Raw genomic sequence first — 19193 nt, forward strand, 5'->3', positions numbered from 1 at the left:
CTTGAACCTTATCCATAACAGCGAGTGTTGCGCTCGTTGCGGATTTAATCAAGAGAGTGACTTATGCCGCGTTGCATTACTGCACCCAGTGAGCATTACAAGCTGGCTCTGGCCGTCTCCATGGGAGGCATGCTGGAGCTTTATGATTTCCTGATCTACGCCCTGATGGCAAGCTATATCGCGGAGCATTTTTTTCCTGCCTCGGATCAGCTGTCCTCATTGCTGGGAACCTATGCTGTCTTTGCCACAGGATACCTGACCAGACCGCTGGGAGGCCTGTTTTTCGGGCATCTCGGAGATCGGTTTGGCCGCAAGAAAACATTCACTCTGACCATTTTTCTCATGGCTTTGACCACTGCTCTGATGGGCTGTTTACCTACTTATGAAGAGGTTGGAGTTATTGCTCCACTGACGTTGGTTCTGCTCAGGCTGACCCAGGGGTTTTCTCTTGGAGGAGAGTTGCCGGGAGCCATCACTTTTCTCAGTGAAAGTGCGCCGCAACGACAGGGGCTAATGATCGGTATCCTATTTCTGGCCCTGATGATTGGCATCTCTCTGGGCACTTTTCTCAATGGTCTGTTAAGTATGCTGCTGGGTCAGGAAACTATGGCTCAGTGGGGGTGGAGAATCCCTTTTTGGATTGGTGGTCTGCTGGGGCTGGTCAGCTATCAGATTCGCAAGCGCTTCAATGAGTCCGGATTATTTGCTGCCCTGGATCAGGCCCGTCAGCAGTCAACTATTCCCCTTATCCTATTACTGCGAGAGCATCGGAAGGGGCTGCTCTGTGGTCTGTTGTTGATGGCGCTTTGCGGTGCCACGGTAACGGTTTATGGGGTCTATATGTCAAGCTACCTCTCTTCCATACTGGGTTTACCACAGGCTAATGTGGCTTGGCGCACGGCGGTTGCTTTTTTTATTCTTTCGCCCCTGTCGCTGTTAGCAGGCATTTTGACTGATATTGTCAACAAGAGGCTGCTGGCTATCTCTATGGCTCTGGTTGTGATTATTTTGTCATTTCCAGCCTTCCAGTATTTTCTTACAGAGGCTCCTCAGGTCCGGCACATTATGATGACCTGCGGATTATTTACTGCGGTCGCCTCAGGTCTGCTTCCTCCTATTATTGTCCGCTTTTTTCCAACAGAAGTTCGCTACACAGGCATTGCTACCTCATACAATTTTGGCTTTGCCATTTTTGGCGGGCTTGCTCCTTTGAGTTCGACACTGATCGTACAAATGACCGGTACTGCATTAGGGCCCGCATACTATCTGGCGGTCATCGGTACCATCAGTCTGATAGCTGTTCTGATTCCCTGGCCTGACTTCGATATGGCAAAAACGGAATGTCTTGATACAACACCAACGGAAAAAGGTTGAGATTGCAGAGCCGGGGATTTATGTTCGAGCATTCGTTAAAGCTTTAGGTTGCCCTGTGATGAGCGCAGACTCTCACCGGCATTTCAGCCCGTTGCGCTCGTTAGGAAGAAAAAGAGTTTCAACTATGGATAATAATGTGACGCTTGTCTCAATCAAACAAGGGCCTTTTTGGGTTGCAGGTTTGGTCCTGAGTCTGTCGCCGGCTTTGGCTTTGTCATCAACTCCCCATGAACAGTGCCTCCTGAAACAGGCTATGGAAGCCGATGGTCAGACCACCATGGCGGAGATAAGGGCTGTTTGCGGCAAACCCCACGAAGAAGAGGCACTGCCTCTGGTGGTTGATGATTCTGATAGGGTCCGGGAGACAGAGGAAAGTGCTTTTGATGAACGAGTTAAAGGTGAACGTCAGGCGTTTGATAATCGTTTTGTGATAACTCCCCATCGTCCCAATTATGTGCTTCCGGTTTCCTGGAACAGTCACGTTAACAAGGAGCCTTACAAAGCAATAGGTGAGGAACTGACATCAACCGAAATCAAGTTTCAGCTGAGTCTGAAAGCGCCTGTCTGGGAGGGTTTATGGAACGGTTACGGTAATGTCTATGTAGCCTACACTAACACCTCCTGGTGGCAGGCCTACAACAACAACTCTGCGCCATTCAGGGAAACGAACCACGAACCGGAAGTCTTTGCGGTACTTCCGGTCGATCGTTCGGTATTGGGTATGGATTTGTGGGCGGTAGTGGCCGGTCTGTCTCATCAATCCAATGGTCGGTCGGGCGGCCTTTCCCGAAGCTGGAATCGAGTTTACCTGAATTTCCTGCTGGAAAAGGGCAATTTTTACGTGAGCTTCAAGCCCTGGTATCGGATTCCCGAACCTGAAAAAGACCCAAATAACCCGAATGATACGGAGGGGGATGATAACCCGGATATTGAAAAGTACATGGGACATGGTGAGCTTCATTTTGGCTATAAACTGGATGAATACCAGATATCCATGATGCTCAGAAACAACCTGCGGTCTTCTGATAACAAAGGTGCGGTGCAACTGGGCTGGTCCTTCCCTCTTAGTGACCGTTTCCGGGGTTATGTCCAATATTTTAATGGCTATGGAGAAAGCCTGATTGATTACAATGCCAGTGTGAACCGGCTCAGCATTGGTGTGATGCTGACTGACTGGCTCTGATACTACCTTTTTACGAGAACTCGACTACACTGGAGCGTCAATCACCAATGACATGGGATGCTTCAGTATCTCTGTGATTCATCTTTCAATAGCATCGCAATTCTTTGTATATATTTTTTTGCAAGAGCGAAGCTATCCATCCAAAAAGAAATAATAAGCAGGAAATTCAATGAAATTAATTGTGGTTTCAGGCTCACAAACGTCAATGAAAACTGTTTATCTTAAAATGCTGGAAGAAGGTTACTCCTCATTAAATTTAGTAACGGCGTTATTATCGTTAAGGCTCCCGGAGCTATCACTCTAATGAAACGCTAGCTCTAAACAAGTGTACAAAACGGGAGGCTAGATGACATGGTAACAAATATTATCATAGCAGTATCAGTAGTATATCTTTATCATTGTTTTTTTGGATTGGTACCAGATAATCAACCAAAAAAGACTGAGACGGAGTTGGAAGTGGATCAATTTACGCAGCAACCTTTGCCTCAATCATTGCCTCAACTTATAAATAGAGGGGCAGGCATAGAAACACTGTATCGAACTTCCAGCTTAGAAAAAACAATCATCAAAGAGCTGGAGCATTCAGATGGGGAAACTTTTCCTGAAGACTATGAGTACAGATTATTCACTTTAAGTAGGGGGAGTATAAATATTAATGCTCTTTCTGAAGATGAACTGGATGAGATAAATAAAATCTTTTCCGTAATAAAAGACCAAATGATTGAGTTATCAATAGGTGATCCTAATCTTAATCAGGAACTAATAAAAGCTGCTGATATTGAGGCTGTATATGTGTATTCTTTTAGCCACAAAGCGGCTACTCTCAAATGCCTTACATCGAACGATATTTGCCAACCTGCTGATACCCAACACTCAACGTTTAATGCCGAACGCACAGCTCAAAGCAATGATGAAAGCTCAATGTTGGATGATTATAAAAACATGTTTTCATCCGAATGGATTCTTGAACAATCCGAAGCGAGGCTGGCAGGCTATCGGGAATCAACTCCCGCATTATACCTTGTTGGGGCAGACTTTAACGAGAAAAAAATATTACAGAAACAAATTTCTGATTTTATATCGCTGACCAGACTCATTAATAAAAATGAAGCATTTCCCACTATGGGCTTCAGAGCTGTATTAGTAATGACAGGTTCTAGTAAGAAGAATATTTATATTCAAGCTGCCGCAAAAAGCTACACTCTCAAATTTGATGCCGAACAATTATCAAATATGCTTAAAACCATGCCAGGCAAGCAAATATCAAATCTCACAGGGTTGGCTAAAAAACTCAATAAAAAAAATAACCCCTGATAGTTTGATGGTATCACAGGCGTAACTTATCGGGAATGACAGGTGGATTCTGGCCGGAATCGCGGGTTACTCCGGTTCAGCCCTTAAATCGTTTTACAGCTCATCAGTTTCATAACCCGTTCCATTTCATTGCACATCAAGAGCCTTTTCAAGGCTCGCTCTTCCGGCTGCTGCCAAAGCATAAAGATATAGCATCGCCATTCTTTATACATCTCTGTGCAAGAGCGAAGCCATCCATCCACAAATAAATAATAACCAGAGAGTTCAGTGAACTTAATGGTGGTTTTAGGGTCAAAATATCAGTGAAAACTGTTTATCTTAAATCAATGTAGTAAGCCTTTATTTAGTAATGGTGCTATTATCAGTCAGGCTCTCAGAGCTATTACATAATGAAACGTCATCTATAAACAGTTAGACAAAAAAGGAGGTTAGCGAAATGTTATTAAAAGCTGTTGTATTAGTAGGGGCGGCCTATCTTCTTGGTTTTTTTTCAAAAGATGTACCAGATACTCAGACCAAAATGACCGAAACAGGCTTGGAAAATCATCAACCTGTAAATCCTGGGGTAGGCATACAAAAAATGTACCGAACTTCCAGATTAGACAAAACGATCATCAAAGAGCTGATGAATTTAGATGGGCAAACTTTTCCTGAAAACTATGAATCCAGATTGTTCACTTTTAGTAGGGGAAGTATTAACCCTCAGGCTCTTTCTGATGTTGAGCTCGATGAGATCAATCAAACCTTTGCCGCAATAAAACGCAATATGATGGAGTTATTCAGAGGTAAATATGGTATTGATATGGCAAGAGTAGAAGCTTCTGATGTTGAGGCTGTTTATATTTATTCTTTTAGTCACAAAGCCACTACTCTGGAATGCCTGACATCGAACAATATTTGTCAACCCGCTAATTCTCAACCCGCTAATTCTCAACCCATAAATGCCAAACATACCACAGAAAGCAATGATAAAGGCTCCGTATTGGGTGATTATAAAAAAATGTTTACATCCGAATGGATATTAAAAAATTCTGAACCGAGAATGAAAGATAGTGTTGATGATGAAGATTATGAGAATGATATTTTTAGTGCGGATTTTACCAGAAAAAAATCATTGTTTGAAAGGATTAGTGGTTTTTTAACACTGTCGAGAATCGTTGAATCAGACGAGAAATTTCCCACTATGGGATTTAGAGCTGTATTTTTAATGACTGATCCAAATAAAGAGAATATTCATATTGTGACTACTGGAAGAAGCTACACTCTTGTTGAGCTTGATGCCGATCAGTTAACAAAACTGTACAAAACACTACCAGGTAAGCAAATATCAAGCTTCACCGGGTTGGCCGAAAATCTTAATAAAAAAAATCAACAATGATAGTTAAACGGTATTGTGGATGGTGTGAAGCAGGCTTAATTCACCGGGGATGATAGGTGAGTTCTGGTCGGAACCGGAAGTTACTTCGGTTCAACTCTGAATGCTCTTCAACCCATCAGTTTCATACCCCGTTCCATTTCACTGCGCAGATTATCAAGGGCTTTTTCAAGGCTCGTTCTTCCGGCCGCTGCCAAAGCATAAAGATATGGCGTCGCCATTCTTTATACATGTCTGTGCAAGAGCAAAGCCATCCATCCACAAAGAAATAATAACCAGAGAGTTCAGTGAACTTAATGGTGGTTTTAGGGTCTAAACATCAGTGAAAACTGTTTATCTTAAATCAATGTAGCAAGCCTGTTCCTAACTTTATTCAGTAATGGTGCTATTATCAGTCAGGCTCTCAGAGCTATTACTTAATGAAACGTCAGCTATAAACAGTTAGACGAAAAAGGAGGTTAGCGAAATGTTCTTAAAAGCTGCTGCATTAGTAGGAGCGGCATATCTTCTTGGTTTTTTTTCAGAAGATGTACCAGATACTCAGACTAAAACGACCGAAACAGGTTTGGAAGCTCATCAACCTCTAAATCCTGAGGCAGGCATAGGGAAAATATATCGAGCTCAGGGCTTGGAAAAAACGATCATTAAAGAACTGATGTCTTCAGATGGGCAAACGTTTCCTGAAGACTATGAAACCAGATTGTTCTCTTTCAGTAGGGAAAGTATAAATCCTGATGCTCTTTCTGATGCTGAACTGGATAAGATAAATCAAACCTTTGACGCAATAAAACGCTATACGATGGAGTTATTCAGAAGCCCATCTGAACTTGATATAGCAAGAACACAAGCTACTGATATCGAGGCTGTTTATATTTATTCTTTTAGCCACAAAGCCACTACTCTCCAATGTCTGACATCGAACGATATTTGCCAACCCGCTAATGCCCAACTCATAACCAAAAGCAATAGTGAATACTCAGTATTGGATGATTACAAAGAAATGTTTACTTACGATTGGATACTTAAAAATTCTAAATTGAGAATGACCGAAAATTTTCGTGATAAAAATCTCAGGGAGGCACTTTCCAGAGAGCATTTTACTAATAAAAAACTATTACTTGAAGGAATTAGCGGTTATTTAAAGATGTCAAGAGCTGCTGTAGAAGGTGAAGCATTGCCCACTATGGGATACAGAGCTGTATTTGTCATTGCAGATCCTGATAAAGATGATATTTATATCCATACTGCTTTAAGAAGCTATACACTTACGCTTGATACCGAGCAGTTAACCAATCTGTTTAAAACAATACCAGGCAAGCAAATATCAAGTTACACAGGGTTGGTCAAAAAACTTAACAAAGAAATTAATAATGATATTTAAACGGTATTATGGATTGTTGTGACTCAGGCTTTACTCAACGGGAATGACAGGTGAATTCCGGCCGGAAGCGGAGGTTACTCCGGTTCAACTCTGAAATCGTTTTACAGCCCATCAGTTTCATATCCCGTTCCATTTCACTGCGCAGATTTTCAAGAGCCTTTTCAACGCCTGCTCTTCCTGCTGCTGCCAAAGCATAAAGATACAGGCGACCTCCTGAGCAGGCTTTGGCTCCCAGCGACAGTGCTTTAAGAACGTGTGTGCCCCTTTGTATCCCCCCGTCGCATATCACATCAATCTGGTCTCCTACGGCATCTACAATTTCTGCCAGTTGATCAAAGGGCGAGCGTGAGCCATCCAGCTGTCGACCGCCATGATTGGAAATCATAATGGCCGCAGCGCCGATATCTACGGCCCTGCGTGCATCTTCAACCGACATGATGCCTTTTAGTGCTAATGGTTTTTCCCAGTAGTGGATAATTTCTTCTGCTGCCTGCCAGTCCATACTCTGATCCAGCATGGTACTGAAGTAGTGACCGACCGAAAGGGTAATGCGGGTGCCTTCGCCAACATAGTCCTGAAGCTGAGGCAGCTCAAAGCCACCATGGGAAACGTAATTCAGAACCCAGGCCGGATGGCAGGTGAAACTCAGCAGACTCTTCAATGTCAGTTTGGGCGGGATGGTAAAACCGGTGACGAGATCTCTTTCTCTGTTGCCACCAACGGCTGTATCCACCGTTAATGCCATAGCATCGAAGTTGGCCGCCTTGCATCGGTCAATCATATTGCGAGTCAGACCCTTATCTTTATGCACATAGAGCTGGAACAGCTTCGGAGTTTTAATAGTTGAACCAATGTCTTCTATGCTGGTAGTGCCCAGAGAAGACAGGCCAAAAAGAGTGCCAAACTGTTCGGCTGCTTTGCCCACAGCCATCTCACCTTCATGGTGAAAGAGACACTGCAGTGCGGTGGGCGATAAGAAGAGAGGGATGTCCAGATCCAAACCCATAACCCGGGTAGAGAGATCAACATGCTCTGCACCTCTCAATACATTGGGCACCAGGTCACAATTGGAGTAGGCCTCAGTATTTCTTCGCAGTGTGGTCTCATCATCCGCAGCACCGTCGATGTAATGAAAAATAGGGGAGGGCAGCCGTCGTCGGGCGAACTCCCTAAAGTCTCTGGTGTTGTGACAGTGTTTCAGACGCATGGCTTCCCGGATCGCCTGCCGTCGGTGACAGGCTGGAGTCGGATCATGAAAAAGGTTCAGCGTCTTATGTATAGCATTGCTTTGGAGCAGATCAACAGGAAACCGGCATATGGCCTGATCCAGTTGACCTGACTATTCGTACAGGAAAAGATAATTGTACTTTCGATCGTGGTGGTTTCTGGCTTAGTGAGACAAGACGATGAGACAAAAGGCTGAACAGATGGAGAAACCAGTGAATTTTTTTCAACGACTCATGTACTGGCTTGCCTGTCTTGGGATAACGCCTTTTGTTATTTCACTGTATCTATCCATCAGGGGCCAGTTTCTGTTTGGTAACAGTGGGGAGCATCTGTTTATTGTTTACTCTGTCATTATCTGCTGCTTTATGGCCGGTTCTTTATGGGGACAGGCTGTCTACACTGAGAATCGATCCGGAAACGTTATTAAAGTGCTGGCCAGTAATGTCATTGCACTCTGGGTATTTGGAGGGCTTATGGCAGGGCTGGCGGATGGTCAGATGCTGGTGCTTCTTGCCATTGGCTATCTGGCAACCCTGATTATTGAGTGCGTTCATACAGAACCTCTGGCCGATGGGCGTGTAATGTCTTACCTGTCCATGAGAGCCATCGTCACCCTGGTGGTGTTTATATTGCACTGTTTTCTCTTTGCCTCCCTGACAATGACGTAAGCAGGGAGTCTTGATTTTTTGGGTTTGCCTTAAGGAGTCAGTAAGTGGATCAACATATTGATATTCAAAAGTGTCTTGTGGCATTTGCCCGCATACTGGACGAGGGGGAACAGGTCAATCAGGGCTATCTCTTGAAAGGTGTTACCGCCAGTTCACTGGATGATGGCTATACGGTTATTCTGGGCAATAGGGACTGTCAGCTATCAATCTATTTTCATAATAAATTCGCGATTGAATCCGCCAGCCAGAAAAGTACAGATGCCTTCATTAAGCTTCTTTACCGCATTGCCGAGCAATAATTTGCTGTTTGTCTGTTGGCTATTTGAATATCAAAACCGCCGGACTGGCGGGGTTAGTCGGGGGCGCCTGGCCTTTGGAGCGACGGGCGGGGAGTGTTAGAAGCTTTCCAAAGCGGCGGCTGCAAAACAGTCTACTTCTTCTTCTGTCGTGTCAAACGACGTCACCATTCGATAGCACTCAGGCCCATTAGGGAAGAAGGCGCTCACTGCCATCAGTCTTGTGGCCAATGCCTTGGGCATGGTGACGAAAAGCTGGTTGGTCTGCACCGGGCAGTAAAGGTTGATATCCGGGTGTTTCAACAGGCCCTCTGCCAGCCTTGCTGCCATCTGATTGGCTTGTTGGGCATTTTTCTGCCAAAGGTGGTCGGTAAAAAGGGCTTTCATCTGGGCTGAAATAAAGCGCATTTTTGAGTGCAGTTGCAGCCCCTGCTTGCGCAAGTGCAGGAAACCATCGGCTGCTTCTTGATGGAAGAACACCAGGGCTTCACCAAACATCAGGCCATTTTTTGTCCCTCCCAGTGACAGAATATCAATGTACTGGCAGAGTTCTGCCGGAGGGCAGTCCATGGCTACAAGGGCATTGTAAATACGACAGCCGTCTACATGCATTAGCATTCCGGTCTCTTCGCAAACAGCCTTGATGGCCGCCAATTCTGACAGAGAGTAAAAAGTGCCCCATTCAGTGGGCTGGGTGATTGAGACCAGCTTTGGACGGGTAGCATGAGGCCCCCAGTAAGTTTCCTGCTCGTAGGCGGCCCGGATCTGCTTCGGAGTGATTTTGCCATGCACTGCAGGCAGCGTAATGAACTTGCTGCCGGTAGCATTAGCCGCTGCACCGGCTTCATGAGTAAAGATATGTGCACTATCAGGACAGATAATACTATCAATACTACGCAGCACCGACTTGCAGGCCAGAGTGTTGGCGGCAGTGCCGTTGTAGACGTAGTAAATGTCACATTCACGACCCAGAGTGGCCTTGATCAGGGCGTCGGCTTCCTGAGTCAACGAATCGCCCCCATAGGAAGGCGTATGACCCTGGTTGGCTTCAGCCAGTGCGTACATGATTTCAGGGCTGACGCCTGAACAGTTGTCACTGCAGAAATGCTTGTCCATGGGTTGTGTTCTGTTCCCGTGATTTAAAGTCAGTGAGTTTAGCCGGAACCAGAACAATGCCCAAGGGGTATGGCGTCGTTAAAGCGATCTGTGTGCCGGTCAGGCAAAAAAAAGCCAGGAGTGCGTCCTGGCAAGGAGGAATGTTCTCGATTATTTCAAGCGGTTGGCTTTGGCGTTCTGCCTGCTCTGGCTTTTCACAGGACGGTCCTTTTCAAAGTCCTGTCTCAGATACAGCTTGGTAAAGGCGTGGCTGGCAAACTCTCGTTGAGTAAAATCGCGAATGGCTTTCTTCTCGCCCTTGGATCGGGTGTGCTTGGGCTGTGCCAGCCGTCTGGTCGTTTCAGGGTTAACCTTGCCGCATTTGTCTCGGGTTACAGGTGCTTTCAGGTCATCCTCATATTTCTGTTTGGCATCGCTCAGTGCTTTTTGTCTGGCCAGAAAATCTGAAGAGAGTGCTTTCTGTTTTATTTTCGGCCTGCGCTCATCTTTATCACCGAAAACCACCGTGCGAATGTTTTTTTGATAACGGTCAGCAACTTCTGCCCCCGGAGTATTGAAGGGGATGGGGTGAGGCCTGGAAAGAGCCGCCATGAAGGCATGCCCCGGCTTTTTCTCTGGCCTGGCCACTGGACGAGGGATGCGTGATGGCGCTCTCATCAGTTGCTCTTTCACGGACTGCTCTTTTACGGAAACAGCGGCATCAGTAACGGCTACCTGCCTGTCGCCAATATCCGTTTCATCCCAATCCCATTCGAAGAGAAGGTCGTTCTCATTAAGTTCATGCATGTCGGCTATATAGTTTCTCGCCATGGAGCTGACTTCACTGGCACCCCAATAGAGTGTGGATACCGCTCTGGAGGCACCATTGTACAACCAGGTTTTAGCCTGCTCTTTGCCCTCTGAAAATGCGTTGAGAGCCAGTTGTAGTGCATTGCTTGTTGTATTGACTGGTGAGTGGGGGGTCATACATGAGTACATGGGCAACTCCTTTCTATCCTTGAATGCTGTTGTTGTTTTTTATGGTCAGCTTAGCCTTCTTTTAAAGGCTGTTTAATGACAACCCGGTTAGTTGGCCTAACGGTTTTTCTTCAGAATATGCAGTCCACTGCCTGAAGGTTATCTCCATGGTGCATAACCTGCAAAGCAGGTGTTTCCGTACTGATGTGGGCAACAGCCATCCGGGCATCGAAATGACTTACGTAGATCGTAGTGCGGTATCTGACCGCCAGAACAGCTTCGTTGAATCCGAAAAAGCTGAACAGTGTCAGTACGATTTGAAAGGTGATCCTTGTGCGTTTGAACATGGCTACTTCCCCGTGTGAACCAATGTAGAGCTGATCGTACGAGATGCAGACAAGGGGTTGCATAACATCTCTGTCAGCAATGCTGACGAAATCGGAAGACATCATAAAATCGCACTCATTTGCTTCAATTCATCCGCTCATGCACCTATTTCCGGGGCGATAAAAAAAATCAATCAAAGAGGGACTTGTCTGAAAGCTTCAGGTGAATAATACTGTATAAATGAACAGTATTCTTGTAAAAGACAAGCCTTGGCCCCGAATGATTGCGCTGGTGGATATGAATGCCTTTTTTGCCTCCATTGAGCAGCTGGACCGGCCTCAATGGCATCAAAAGCCGGTGTGTGTCACCAATGGCCGAACAGGGACTTGCATCATCACCGCCTCCTACGAGGCACGGGCCCGGGGCATCAAAACCGGTATGAGGTTGCGTGAGGCCAGAGGTTTGGCGCCTGATCTTATCCAGGCGCCTTCGCGGCCTTATCGTTATGCTCAGATTTCCTCCAGCATCATGTCAGCTCTGGAAAACATCACTCCGGAAATAGAAGTCTTCTCGGTGGACGAGGCTTTTCTCGATCTGACCGACTGTCAGGCACTCTATGACTGCCCGGTGGCCGAGGTGGGCCGAAGGATCAAGGCCTGTGTTTTTGAGGCTTCCGGCCTGTTGTGTTCAGTGGGTATCAGTGGTGACAAGACCACAGCCAAGTGGGCAGCCAAGCAACAGAAGCCTGACGGACTGACCGTTGTCCACCCCTATCAGGCTCGTGAAACCCTGTCGGATGCTCTGGTCACTGATCTGTGTGGCGTCGGTTCAGGTATTGGGCGTTACCTGGCTCAGTACGGTGTGCGTCGTTGCGGTGATATGCAGAAAGTGCCCATTAGCGTGCTGGGCAAGCGTTTTGGTAATCTGGGCAAACGCATCTGGCTGATGGCCCAGGGCATGGACCCGGAGCCACTGCATAAAGAGGTAGGCGTGCCCCAGAGTATCGGGCACGGTAAGGTGATTCCGCCCAATACCCGGGATAAAACCATCCTGAGAACCTATCTGCTGCATATGTGTGAAAAGGTGGCCGCTCGTCTCAGACGTTATGACTTTGAAGCCCGGTTGTTTGCCATTGGCGTGAATACGCCCGGAGGCTGGGTCAGCAAAAAGCTGAAGACGACAACCCCAACATCCGATGGCGATCTGATCATGGCACTGGCAGACTTTTTCCTGGATGTCTACTGGGATGAAGGAGAGAGAAGCCGGGGAGTGCATCAGGTACACGTCGGAGCCCTGGACCCGCGACCCAAACATGGGCAAGGAGAACTGTTCAAGGAAGAGGATATTAAAAAGGAAAAACTACTGGCGACCATTGATGAGATCAACCATCGTTACGGCGAGTTCGCCCTGTGTAAGGCTCCCTTGCTGAACCGCTCGGAAATGCCCAATGTCATTTCACCGGCCTGGCGGCCAGTGGGGCCCAGAAATACTCTGGAGAGTTGAGCAGAGGTTTTGCATTGTTCAACCTTAAGAGTCGTCTGAGAGGCCCTGTTTTTCCTTGAGGTCTTCTACCCATCGGAATACTTCTGCCACCGGTTCAATCAAATCGCTGGGGATGAAACTGGCAATGTCCGTATCAAACAGGGCGTGGGCCAGGGGGACATTCTCCATAACGGGGATGCCTTCTTTATCGGCAATTTTCACAATAAAGCGTGCACGTCCACCCCGGCCTTTAACCGTCACCACGGGCAGTGGTGTCACATCCTGTTTATAGTGCAGGCCGATGGCCAGGTGAGTCGGGTTTTTGATAACAACGTCTGATTTCTTGGTGTTTTCTGCTTCGTTGAGAATTTCCTGGTGAATTTCTTTTCGTTTACCCTTGATTTCAGGGCTACCTTCCATCTCTTTGTGTTCGCGTTTGACTTCATCCTTGGACATTTTATTTTCTTTGGTGAACTGTTGCTTCTCGAAAAGATAGTCCAGCACCGAGATCACTAAGAAAGCCGCAATGGCGTAGATCATCAGTTTTTTCATCAAAACCCCGACGACAGGGAGGATACAGTCATTACCACAGTAAGGGAGGTTGACCATATCAGCGAGGCTGTTTTTGATGACGAAGTAAACAACGATGGAAAGAAACACAATCTTGATAACGGACTTGAAGAATTCCACCAGATTTTTGATGGCAAAGATGCGCTTGAATCCGGCAATGGGACTGATCTTTTTCAGGTCGGGTTTTACCGATTCACCGGCCAGCAGAAAGCCAAACTGCATAATGTTGCCTATGATGGCAGACAGCATGGATACCATAACCAGGGGTAACAGTAGCTCAATGGATTTATCAAGAATGCCCCGGGTGACAATCTTGAAAGCGTCCTGAAAGTTTTCGTTATAAACCGTTGCGGGAAGGATCACCATTTCCTGAATGGTGTTGAGATAGGTATCGCTCATAAACCAGAGGGTGCAGACCACGGCGATAATGCCAAAGGTGCTGGATACTTCTTTACTCTTGGCGACCTGACCTTTTTTTCGGGCGTCACGCAGTTTTTTTGGTGTAGGTTTCTCTGTCTTTTCAGCACTCATTTCCAGAGCTCTCCCACGGTTTTAAAAATCATGGGAATGCTTTCGTCATGTTTTTTGGCCAGTTGTAGAATCGTGCTGACGTAAACCACCAGGATGGCTGCCGCGACACCGGATTTGATCGGCATGGCCAGAATAAATACGTTCAGCTGAGGGGCTGAGCGGCTGATCAGGGCGATGCCAAATTCTGTGATAAACATGGAGATAATGACGGGGGCAGAAAGCCACATGGCCAGTCCAATAATCAGGTTGAACTGATTCAGGAAAAAAGTAGTGGCTTCAGGGTTCAGTCTGGGATAGAAACTGAACACAGGCCATACGTCATAGCTGATGAACAGACTTTGCAGCAACAGCAGAAATAAGCCACTGACCATGAAAATAGCGGTAAAAGCCTGAGAGAACAAGACACCCATGGGTGATGTTTCCGCACCCGACAGAGGATTCAGGGCGCTGGCCATGGAAGCCCCCCGTTGGTTATCAATGAAGAACCCCGCTGACTCCAGTGCCCAGAATGGAATGGTGATACAAAACCCGATAATGGCCCCTATAAAAGCTTCTTTAAGAACAAATCCGGCCGTAGCATAAATGGTGAGGGCTTCATCGGGTTTGTGTTCTGCCAGCATAGGATGGAGAAACAGGACCATGCAGGCGCAAATGCCATTTCGCATCATGGCGCCACCCAGCATGCGTTTGTGCAGGAAAGGGATCAGAGTGAACAGGGCAACAATTCTGGGCATGCCCATGGTAAATACATAAAACCACTCTTTTAGCTCATCTATTGGGATGACCATGGCGGATTACCCGGTTATAGGTCCGGAATTTTGTTCATGATGGCCAGAGAGTAATGATAAATCTCAATGCCCAACCATCGGGCAGTGGCAAAGATGCTAATGATGACGGCAATCAGCTTGAAGGCAAAGGGCAGGGTTTGCTCCTGGATCTGGGTCAGGGCCTGGATCAAACTGATCAGCAGACCTACGCCAGCCGCGGCAATGATCGGAGGCATGGATAAAACCAGAGTCAGCATCAGTGCCTGAGCTGTCAGCTGAATGATGTCCGAATCTACCATGCTCTTTTCCCTTGAGGCTTTCTAGCCATAACTTAATACCAGTCCCTGAATCAAACGGGTCCAACCGTCCAGCAAGACAAACAGGAGCAGTTTGAAAGGCAGGGATATGGTCATGGGAGAGACCATCATCATACCCATGGCCAGCAGGATGTTTGAGACGATCAGGTCGATGACGATGAAAGGCAAATAGAGCAAAAAGCCAATTTGGAACGCCTTGGTCAATTCCGTGATACAAAAAGAGGGCAGCAGCACAATAAAGTCATCCCCCGAGAGTTCCTGCTGGTATTTTTTTGGCCACAGAAGGCGTGCAGACTTCAGAAAGAAGTTACGCTCTTTTTCGTTGGTGTTGTCTTTGAGAAATTGCTTGTAAGGGGCGCTGGCCAGCTTGAAGGATTCGATCCAGGACAGATCCTCAAAATTAATCTTTTCAGGTTCCAGCAATTCATAAGACTGATAGCCTATAGGTGCCATGATGTAGAGTGTCAAAATAATGGCCAGCGCGTTCATGGCAATGTTGGGAGGAATCTGCTGAAGACCGGTGGCGTTTCTGAGAATGGAAAAGACCACCACCAGTTTCAAAAAAGAAGTGCCCATGACTGCCATGAATGGAATCAGCGCCATCAGTGCCAGTGGCACCATCAAATAAAATGGGCTGGTCAAATTCAGTATGCCGCTTTCCATGGCGGGAACCTGCTCTACTGGATGTACTGCCTGGTTATTAGGATTCGGTCTTTCCCGTGAGTTCTGTAATCCGGGCTCCGAGGCGGCCTTCTATTTCCACCAACTGGCATTTACCAATCAGCTGGCCATTGGCTCTGATCTTGACCGGTGCTTCCACAGGGTTACTGAGCTGGAAAACATACCCAGGCGTCAGGCTTTGCAATTCTGCGAATGTCAGCTGTTGTTCGCCCACTTCGAACATCAGCATCACGGGCAAATCATGAAGATCAATAGGGGTAGCAGATGCCTGCGGAGCTTCACCTTCTGGCATAGGCTCTTCATGCTCTGTGTACCCTTGGGCAGAATAATCTTCCATCGGCTGAAGCCTCTGTGAAATAGTGAGCCGGGTATCCTCAAGAGTGCCGAGAAACGCAGCATTCTGTTTGATTTTTACAATCACCTCTGAGTGACTGACATATTTTTCCAGAAAAACAATGTCGCCTTCTTCCAGATCATTGAGTTCACTGCGGTTCAGTGAGGTACTGCCTTTTTGCAGGGATACCCATAAAGGTATATCGGGCAGTGAGATAGATTGATGAGGTGGAATTGACTTCAACAGGTTCTCTATCACCTCGGAATACTCAATCTGAATGCTGGAACGGATGCTCTCGGCTTCAAGATCCACTGCAATTAAAGGGGCGTCTGTTTGCTCAGCAGGTTTGAGATGAGTGAGTGTGACAGACTGACCCAGCATCTGGCCCAAAAAATTAAACAAGGGGGTCAGGCTGCTCGAAATAGCCGCTTCACGAAGACTTTCAGGCAGTTTTTTAATGATTTGATGGTCGAGCTTTTTGGGCAAAAGAAAATCCAGAACCTGATGGCCCAGATAGAGTTTGTTGGGGTAGCCAGCCAGTTCTATATCGGCCTGCCAGCTGGAGGTCTGGTGATCAAGACCGGCAAGAGAGACAGTGAATTCGATACCGTTCAGTTGAATCTGGTAGCGGGTTTTGCGACGACACAGGAGCTGCCCCAACTGAAGCTCGGTTGCTGATATTGATTCAAACTTCAGTGGTATTGGTTCCATCAGTGTTTATCCGTTCTCTCAGGAATCATCGTTTTCCTGTTCTTCTTCACCCACGTACTCCTGCCGGGAACGCCCCTCACTCTGTTCGCCACCTCCGCCAGACAGGTTGATGTTGACCTGAACTTTTTCACCCAGCTTTTCGAGATTCTTCATCAAGCTGGCTTCATTGGCTTGCAGAAAGTTGTGGGAGTCTGCTGAAGAGGTATTCATGGTCACTTGCAGTTCACCAGAGACTCTCTGAATACGGATTTCGGTGCCCGGCAGAATATTGTCTTTCAGAGTGATTCGAACTTCGGCTCCTTCGATAGCGTCTTTTGAAGACACCATGATTTTATCAACCAGCTTGTTGATGACTTCATTGATTTCTTTGGGGCCACTGACGGCCTGAATGCTTTTCAATTGAACTTCAGAGGCCTGCTGGGTTTCCCTAACCTGACCGATCACATGCTCAGTGCCGTCACGCAGAGACTGCATGGCACCCTCTTCCAGACCTTTTTGACCTTCCTGACCTTTTTGACCTTCCTGACCTTCACGGCCACCGCCCTGGTCTTTGAACTTGCCTTCCAGAGCTTCCTTGGCACTTTTTCTGCGCTCTGCCATCAGGCTTTCAAGGCTTTGATCGCCCTTGGATTCCCCTTTGGTACTTTTCGGATCTTCTTTCTTTTTCATTTTTTTGGAAAAGTCAGAAGCCTGATCCTCAGACACTTTCTGGCTCTGATTCTGGCTCTGATTTTGAGCGGGCTGGTTGTTGCTATTCTGCTGAACATTCTGATTAGAGTGTGTGGGCTGCATGGTTGGCCTCCTTGCGATCTGTGCACCCTAGAATTTCGGACGAACAGTAAATTCTTCCATTTCCAGATCTTCGAGGCGAGCGGCTTCCTTTGCGGCTTCCTCGTCCTGAGCTTTGGTAAACTCTTCAAACTTTTCCACAGCCTGCATGGCTTTCGCATGATCTTCACGGGCCTGCTCAAGCTGTTCTTTGGCCTTTTCGACATTCTGTCTGGCTTCGTTGATGGCCTGTTCCAGCAGAACATCCTTTTCACGCATCTGGGCTACCTTGGCTTTTAGCTGATCCAGTTCATTCTGCTTCACCGCAGTATTGATAATGTTATCGTAGAGCCTTTCTTCTTCTTTACAGCGCCAGTCAATGTACTCTTCCAGTTCCTGCTCTTTGTTTTTGACTTCCAGCTGAGCCTGCTCCAGACGATATTCACACTTGCGAACTTCGTCCTGAGCAGACTTTTCCCGAATCTGCTTAACCTTGAGAAGTTCGTGCAGCATTCAGATCAGACTCCAACGACACGACGCAGTTGCTGGATGGTGGTGTCATAGTCACTCAGTTCATCGGTGCGCTGCTTCAGGAAGGTTCTTATGGCGTCTATTTTCCGCAAGGCTTCATCCGCCACTGCATCTGAGCCCGCTTTATACTCACCGACCTTAACCAGCAGTTCAATCTCTTCGAACTTGGCCAGAAGTTCCCTGAGTTTGCCCGCTGCGGCTTTGTGCTCTTCCGGGGTGATGGCATTCATGACACGGCTGGCACTGGATAGCACATCAATGGCCGGGTAGTGGTTAGCGGCAGCCAACTTTCTGGAAAGGATGATGTGTCCGTCCAGAATGGATCGGGTCTCATCCGCTACCGGTTCAGTCATATCGTCACCTTCTACCAGTACGGTGTAGAGCGCCGTGATTGAACCTGTATCAGACATACCGGCACGCTCCATTAACTTGGGAAGCGTGGCAAAGACTGAGGGTGGAAAACCTCGACGGGTTGGCGGCTCGCCGGCTGCCAGACCTATTTCACGCTGGGCACGGGCAAAACGGGTGACGGAATCCATTAGCAGAAGGACTTTTTTACCTTTGTCCCTGAAATACTCTGCGACGGCTGTGGCAGTATAGGCCGCTTTGGCTCTTTCCATGGACGATTTGTCAGAAGTGGCAACGATAATAACGGACTTCTTGACGCCTTCCGGGCCCAGATCATGCTCGATAAATTCCCTGAGTTCCCGTCCCCTTTCACCGATCAGCGCGAGGACTGTGACATCCACTTCAGCCCCTTTAACCAGCATCGAGAGCAGCGTACTCTTACCACCGCCGGCGGCAGCGAAGATCCCCATACGCTGTCCTTCTCCGCAGGTCAGTACGCCATCCAGGACTCTCAGGCCCAGTGGTAATGGTTTATCAATGATCTGGCGAGTCATGGGGTCAGGACTGTCGGCATAAACCGGATACCAGGTCTCAGGCTCCACTCCGTCGAAGGCTTCCGGGTTTAAAGGGTTTCCCATACCATCAAGCACGTGACCCAGAAGGTGAGAGCCAACGCCTACATGGTGAACCTTACCCGTGGGAATCACTTCTGTTGTGGAGGAGATACCCATGATTTCACCCATGGGAGAGAGTACCGTTTCGTGCCCCTGAAAGCCAACGACCTCGGCGTAGCTGGTCCTGTCATCGTTTGGCGTCACCAGCTCACACAACTCGCCAATCTTGACACCGGGAACCGCCGCTTTGATGATCATGCCCTGTACTTCGGTAACACGGCCACGAATATCCAGTAGCCGGCTGCTTTCAACCGCATTTTG

At 47.3% G+C, this 19193-nt stretch carries 21 protein-coding genes; 8 read left to right on the forward strand and 13 right to left on the reverse strand.

Annotated elements, in window-relative coordinates; translation table 11 throughout:
• Positions 1–63: 63 nt before the first annotated feature.
• The 4 genes from KDK16_RS02260 to KDK16_RS02275 all read left to right on the forward strand — a co-directional run bounded on the left by KDK16_RS02260 (position 64) and on the right by KDK16_RS02275 (position 5249).
• Positions 64–1374, forward strand: a complete 1311-nt coding sequence (locus KDK16_RS02260) for an MFS transporter (protein ID WP_257274471.1) — start codon at positions 64–66, stop codon at positions 1372–1374.
• Positions 1375–1498: 124 nt separating this feature from the next.
• Entirely contained in the window at positions 1499–2557 is a 1059-nt protein-coding gene (locus KDK16_RS02265; RefSeq protein WP_257274472.1) for a phospholipase A, read from the forward strand.
• 351 nt (positions 2558–2908) lie between these two features.
• Entirely contained in the window at positions 2909–3871 is a 963-nt protein-coding gene (locus KDK16_RS02270) for a hypothetical protein (RefSeq protein ID WP_257274473.1), read from the forward strand.
• Positions 3872–4307: 436 nt separating this feature from the next.
• Positions 4308–5249: a hypothetical protein gene (locus KDK16_RS02275; RefSeq protein WP_257274474.1), complete on the forward strand. Its 942-nt coding sequence runs from the start codon at positions 4308–4310 to the stop codon at positions 5247–5249.
• 107 nt (positions 5250–5356) lie between these two features.
• Here KDK16_RS02275 and KDK16_RS13460 read toward each other — a convergent pair whose 3' ends face one another.
• On the reverse strand, positions 5357–5467 hold the full coding sequence (locus tag KDK16_RS13460) for an alpha-hydroxy-acid oxidizing protein (protein WP_257279778.1): 111 nt from the start codon (positions 5465–5467) through the stop codon (positions 5357–5359).
• A gap of 245 nt (positions 5468–5712) precedes the next feature.
• On the opposite strand from KDK16_RS13460, the gene KDK16_RS02280 reads away from it, so the two are divergent.
• Positions 5713–6627: a hypothetical protein gene (locus KDK16_RS02280; RefSeq protein ID WP_257274475.1), complete on the forward strand. Its 915-nt coding sequence runs from the start codon at positions 5713–5715 to the stop codon at positions 6625–6627.
• A 34-nt stretch (positions 6628–6661) separates the two neighbouring features.
• Here KDK16_RS02280 and KDK16_RS02285 read toward each other — a convergent pair whose 3' ends face one another.
• Positions 6662–7834 carry an alpha-hydroxy acid oxidase gene (locus KDK16_RS02285; RefSeq protein WP_257274476.1) on the reverse strand — a complete coding sequence of 391 codons (1173 nt, stop codon included), beginning with the start codon at positions 7832–7834 and terminating at the stop codon, positions 6662–6664.
• A gap of 199 nt (positions 7835–8033) precedes the next feature.
• On the opposite strand from KDK16_RS02285, the gene KDK16_RS02290 reads away from it, so the two are divergent.
• Entirely contained in the window at positions 8034–8522 is a 489-nt protein-coding gene (locus KDK16_RS02290; protein WP_257274477.1) for a DUF3429 domain-containing protein, read from the forward strand.
• Positions 8523–8566: 44 nt separating this feature from the next.
• Positions 8567–8821, forward strand: a complete 255-nt coding sequence (locus KDK16_RS02295) for a DUF3081 domain-containing protein (RefSeq protein WP_257274478.1) — start codon at positions 8567–8569, stop codon at positions 8819–8821.
• Between the two features lie 96 nt (positions 8822–8917).
• Here the strand turns inward: KDK16_RS02295 and KDK16_RS02300 are convergent, their stop codons facing one another.
• The 3 genes from KDK16_RS02300 to KDK16_RS02310 form a co-directional block, all read right to left on the reverse strand.
• The gene (locus KDK16_RS02300) at positions 8918–9934 is read right to left on the reverse strand and encodes a low specificity L-threonine aldolase (protein ID WP_257274479.1); all 1017 of its coding nucleotides are present in this window, start codon (positions 9932–9934) and stop codon (positions 8918–8920) included.
• Between the two features lie 150 nt (positions 9935–10084).
• Positions 10085–10912, reverse strand: coding sequence for a hypothetical protein (locus tag KDK16_RS02305; RefSeq protein ID WP_257274481.1), 828 nt, complete (start codon positions 10910–10912; stop codon positions 10085–10087).
• A gap of 110 nt (positions 10913–11022) precedes the next feature.
• The gene (locus tag KDK16_RS02310; protein ID WP_257274482.1) at positions 11023–11343 is read right to left on the reverse strand and encodes a hypothetical protein; all 321 of its coding nucleotides are present in this window, start codon (positions 11341–11343) and stop codon (positions 11023–11025) included.
• A 115-nt stretch (positions 11344–11458) separates the two neighbouring features.
• Between KDK16_RS02310 and KDK16_RS02315 the strand changes: the two genes are divergently transcribed.
• Positions 11459–12721, forward strand: a complete 1263-nt coding sequence (locus KDK16_RS02315) for a DNA polymerase IV (RefSeq protein ID WP_257274483.1) — start codon at positions 11459–11461, stop codon at positions 12719–12721.
• Positions 12722–12745: 24 nt separating this feature from the next.
• Here the strand turns inward: KDK16_RS02315 and sctU are convergent, their stop codons facing one another.
• The 8 genes from sctU to sctN form a co-directional block, all read right to left on the reverse strand.
• On the reverse strand, positions 12746–13801 hold the full coding sequence (gene sctU, locus KDK16_RS02320) for a type III secretion system export apparatus subunit SctU (RefSeq protein WP_257255317.1): 1056 nt from the start codon (positions 13799–13801) through the stop codon (positions 12746–12748).
• Entirely contained in the window at positions 13798–14589 is a 792-nt protein-coding gene (gene sctT / locus KDK16_RS02325; RefSeq protein ID WP_257255318.1) for a type III secretion system export apparatus subunit SctT, read from the reverse strand. The genes sctU and sctT overlap by 4 nt, the downstream gene beginning before the upstream one ends.
• A gap of 14 nt (positions 14590–14603) precedes the next feature.
• Positions 14604–14867, reverse strand: coding sequence for a type III secretion system export apparatus subunit SctS (sctS, locus tag KDK16_RS02330; RefSeq protein WP_257255319.1), 264 nt, complete (start codon positions 14865–14867; stop codon positions 14604–14606).
• A 21-nt stretch (positions 14868–14888) separates the two neighbouring features.
• Complete coding sequence (sctR, locus tag KDK16_RS02335) at positions 14889–15548, reverse strand: type III secretion system export apparatus subunit SctR (RefSeq protein ID WP_257255320.1); 660 nt, start codon at positions 15546–15548, stop codon at positions 14889–14891.
• A gap of 37 nt (positions 15549–15585) precedes the next feature.
• Positions 15586–16611: a type III secretion system cytoplasmic ring protein SctQ gene (gene sctQ / locus KDK16_RS02340; protein ID WP_257274484.1), complete on the reverse strand. Its 1026-nt coding sequence runs from the start codon at positions 16609–16611 to the stop codon at positions 15586–15588.
• 18 nt (positions 16612–16629) lie between these two features.
• Entirely contained in the window at positions 16630–17403 is a 774-nt protein-coding gene (locus KDK16_RS02345) for a type III secretion HpaP family protein (RefSeq protein WP_257255322.1), read from the reverse strand.
• 27 nt (positions 17404–17430) lie between these two features.
• Positions 17431–17892, reverse strand: coding sequence for a type III secretion protein (locus KDK16_RS02350; RefSeq protein WP_257255323.1), 462 nt, complete (start codon positions 17890–17892; stop codon positions 17431–17433).
• Positions 17893–17897: 5 nt separating this feature from the next.
• The coding region (gene sctN, locus KDK16_RS02355; RefSeq protein ID WP_257274485.1) for a type III secretion system ATPase SctN at positions 17898–19193 on the reverse strand (1296 nt) is incomplete at its 5' end.

It is taken from the genome of Endozoicomonas sp. SESOKO4, assembly GCF_024606275.1.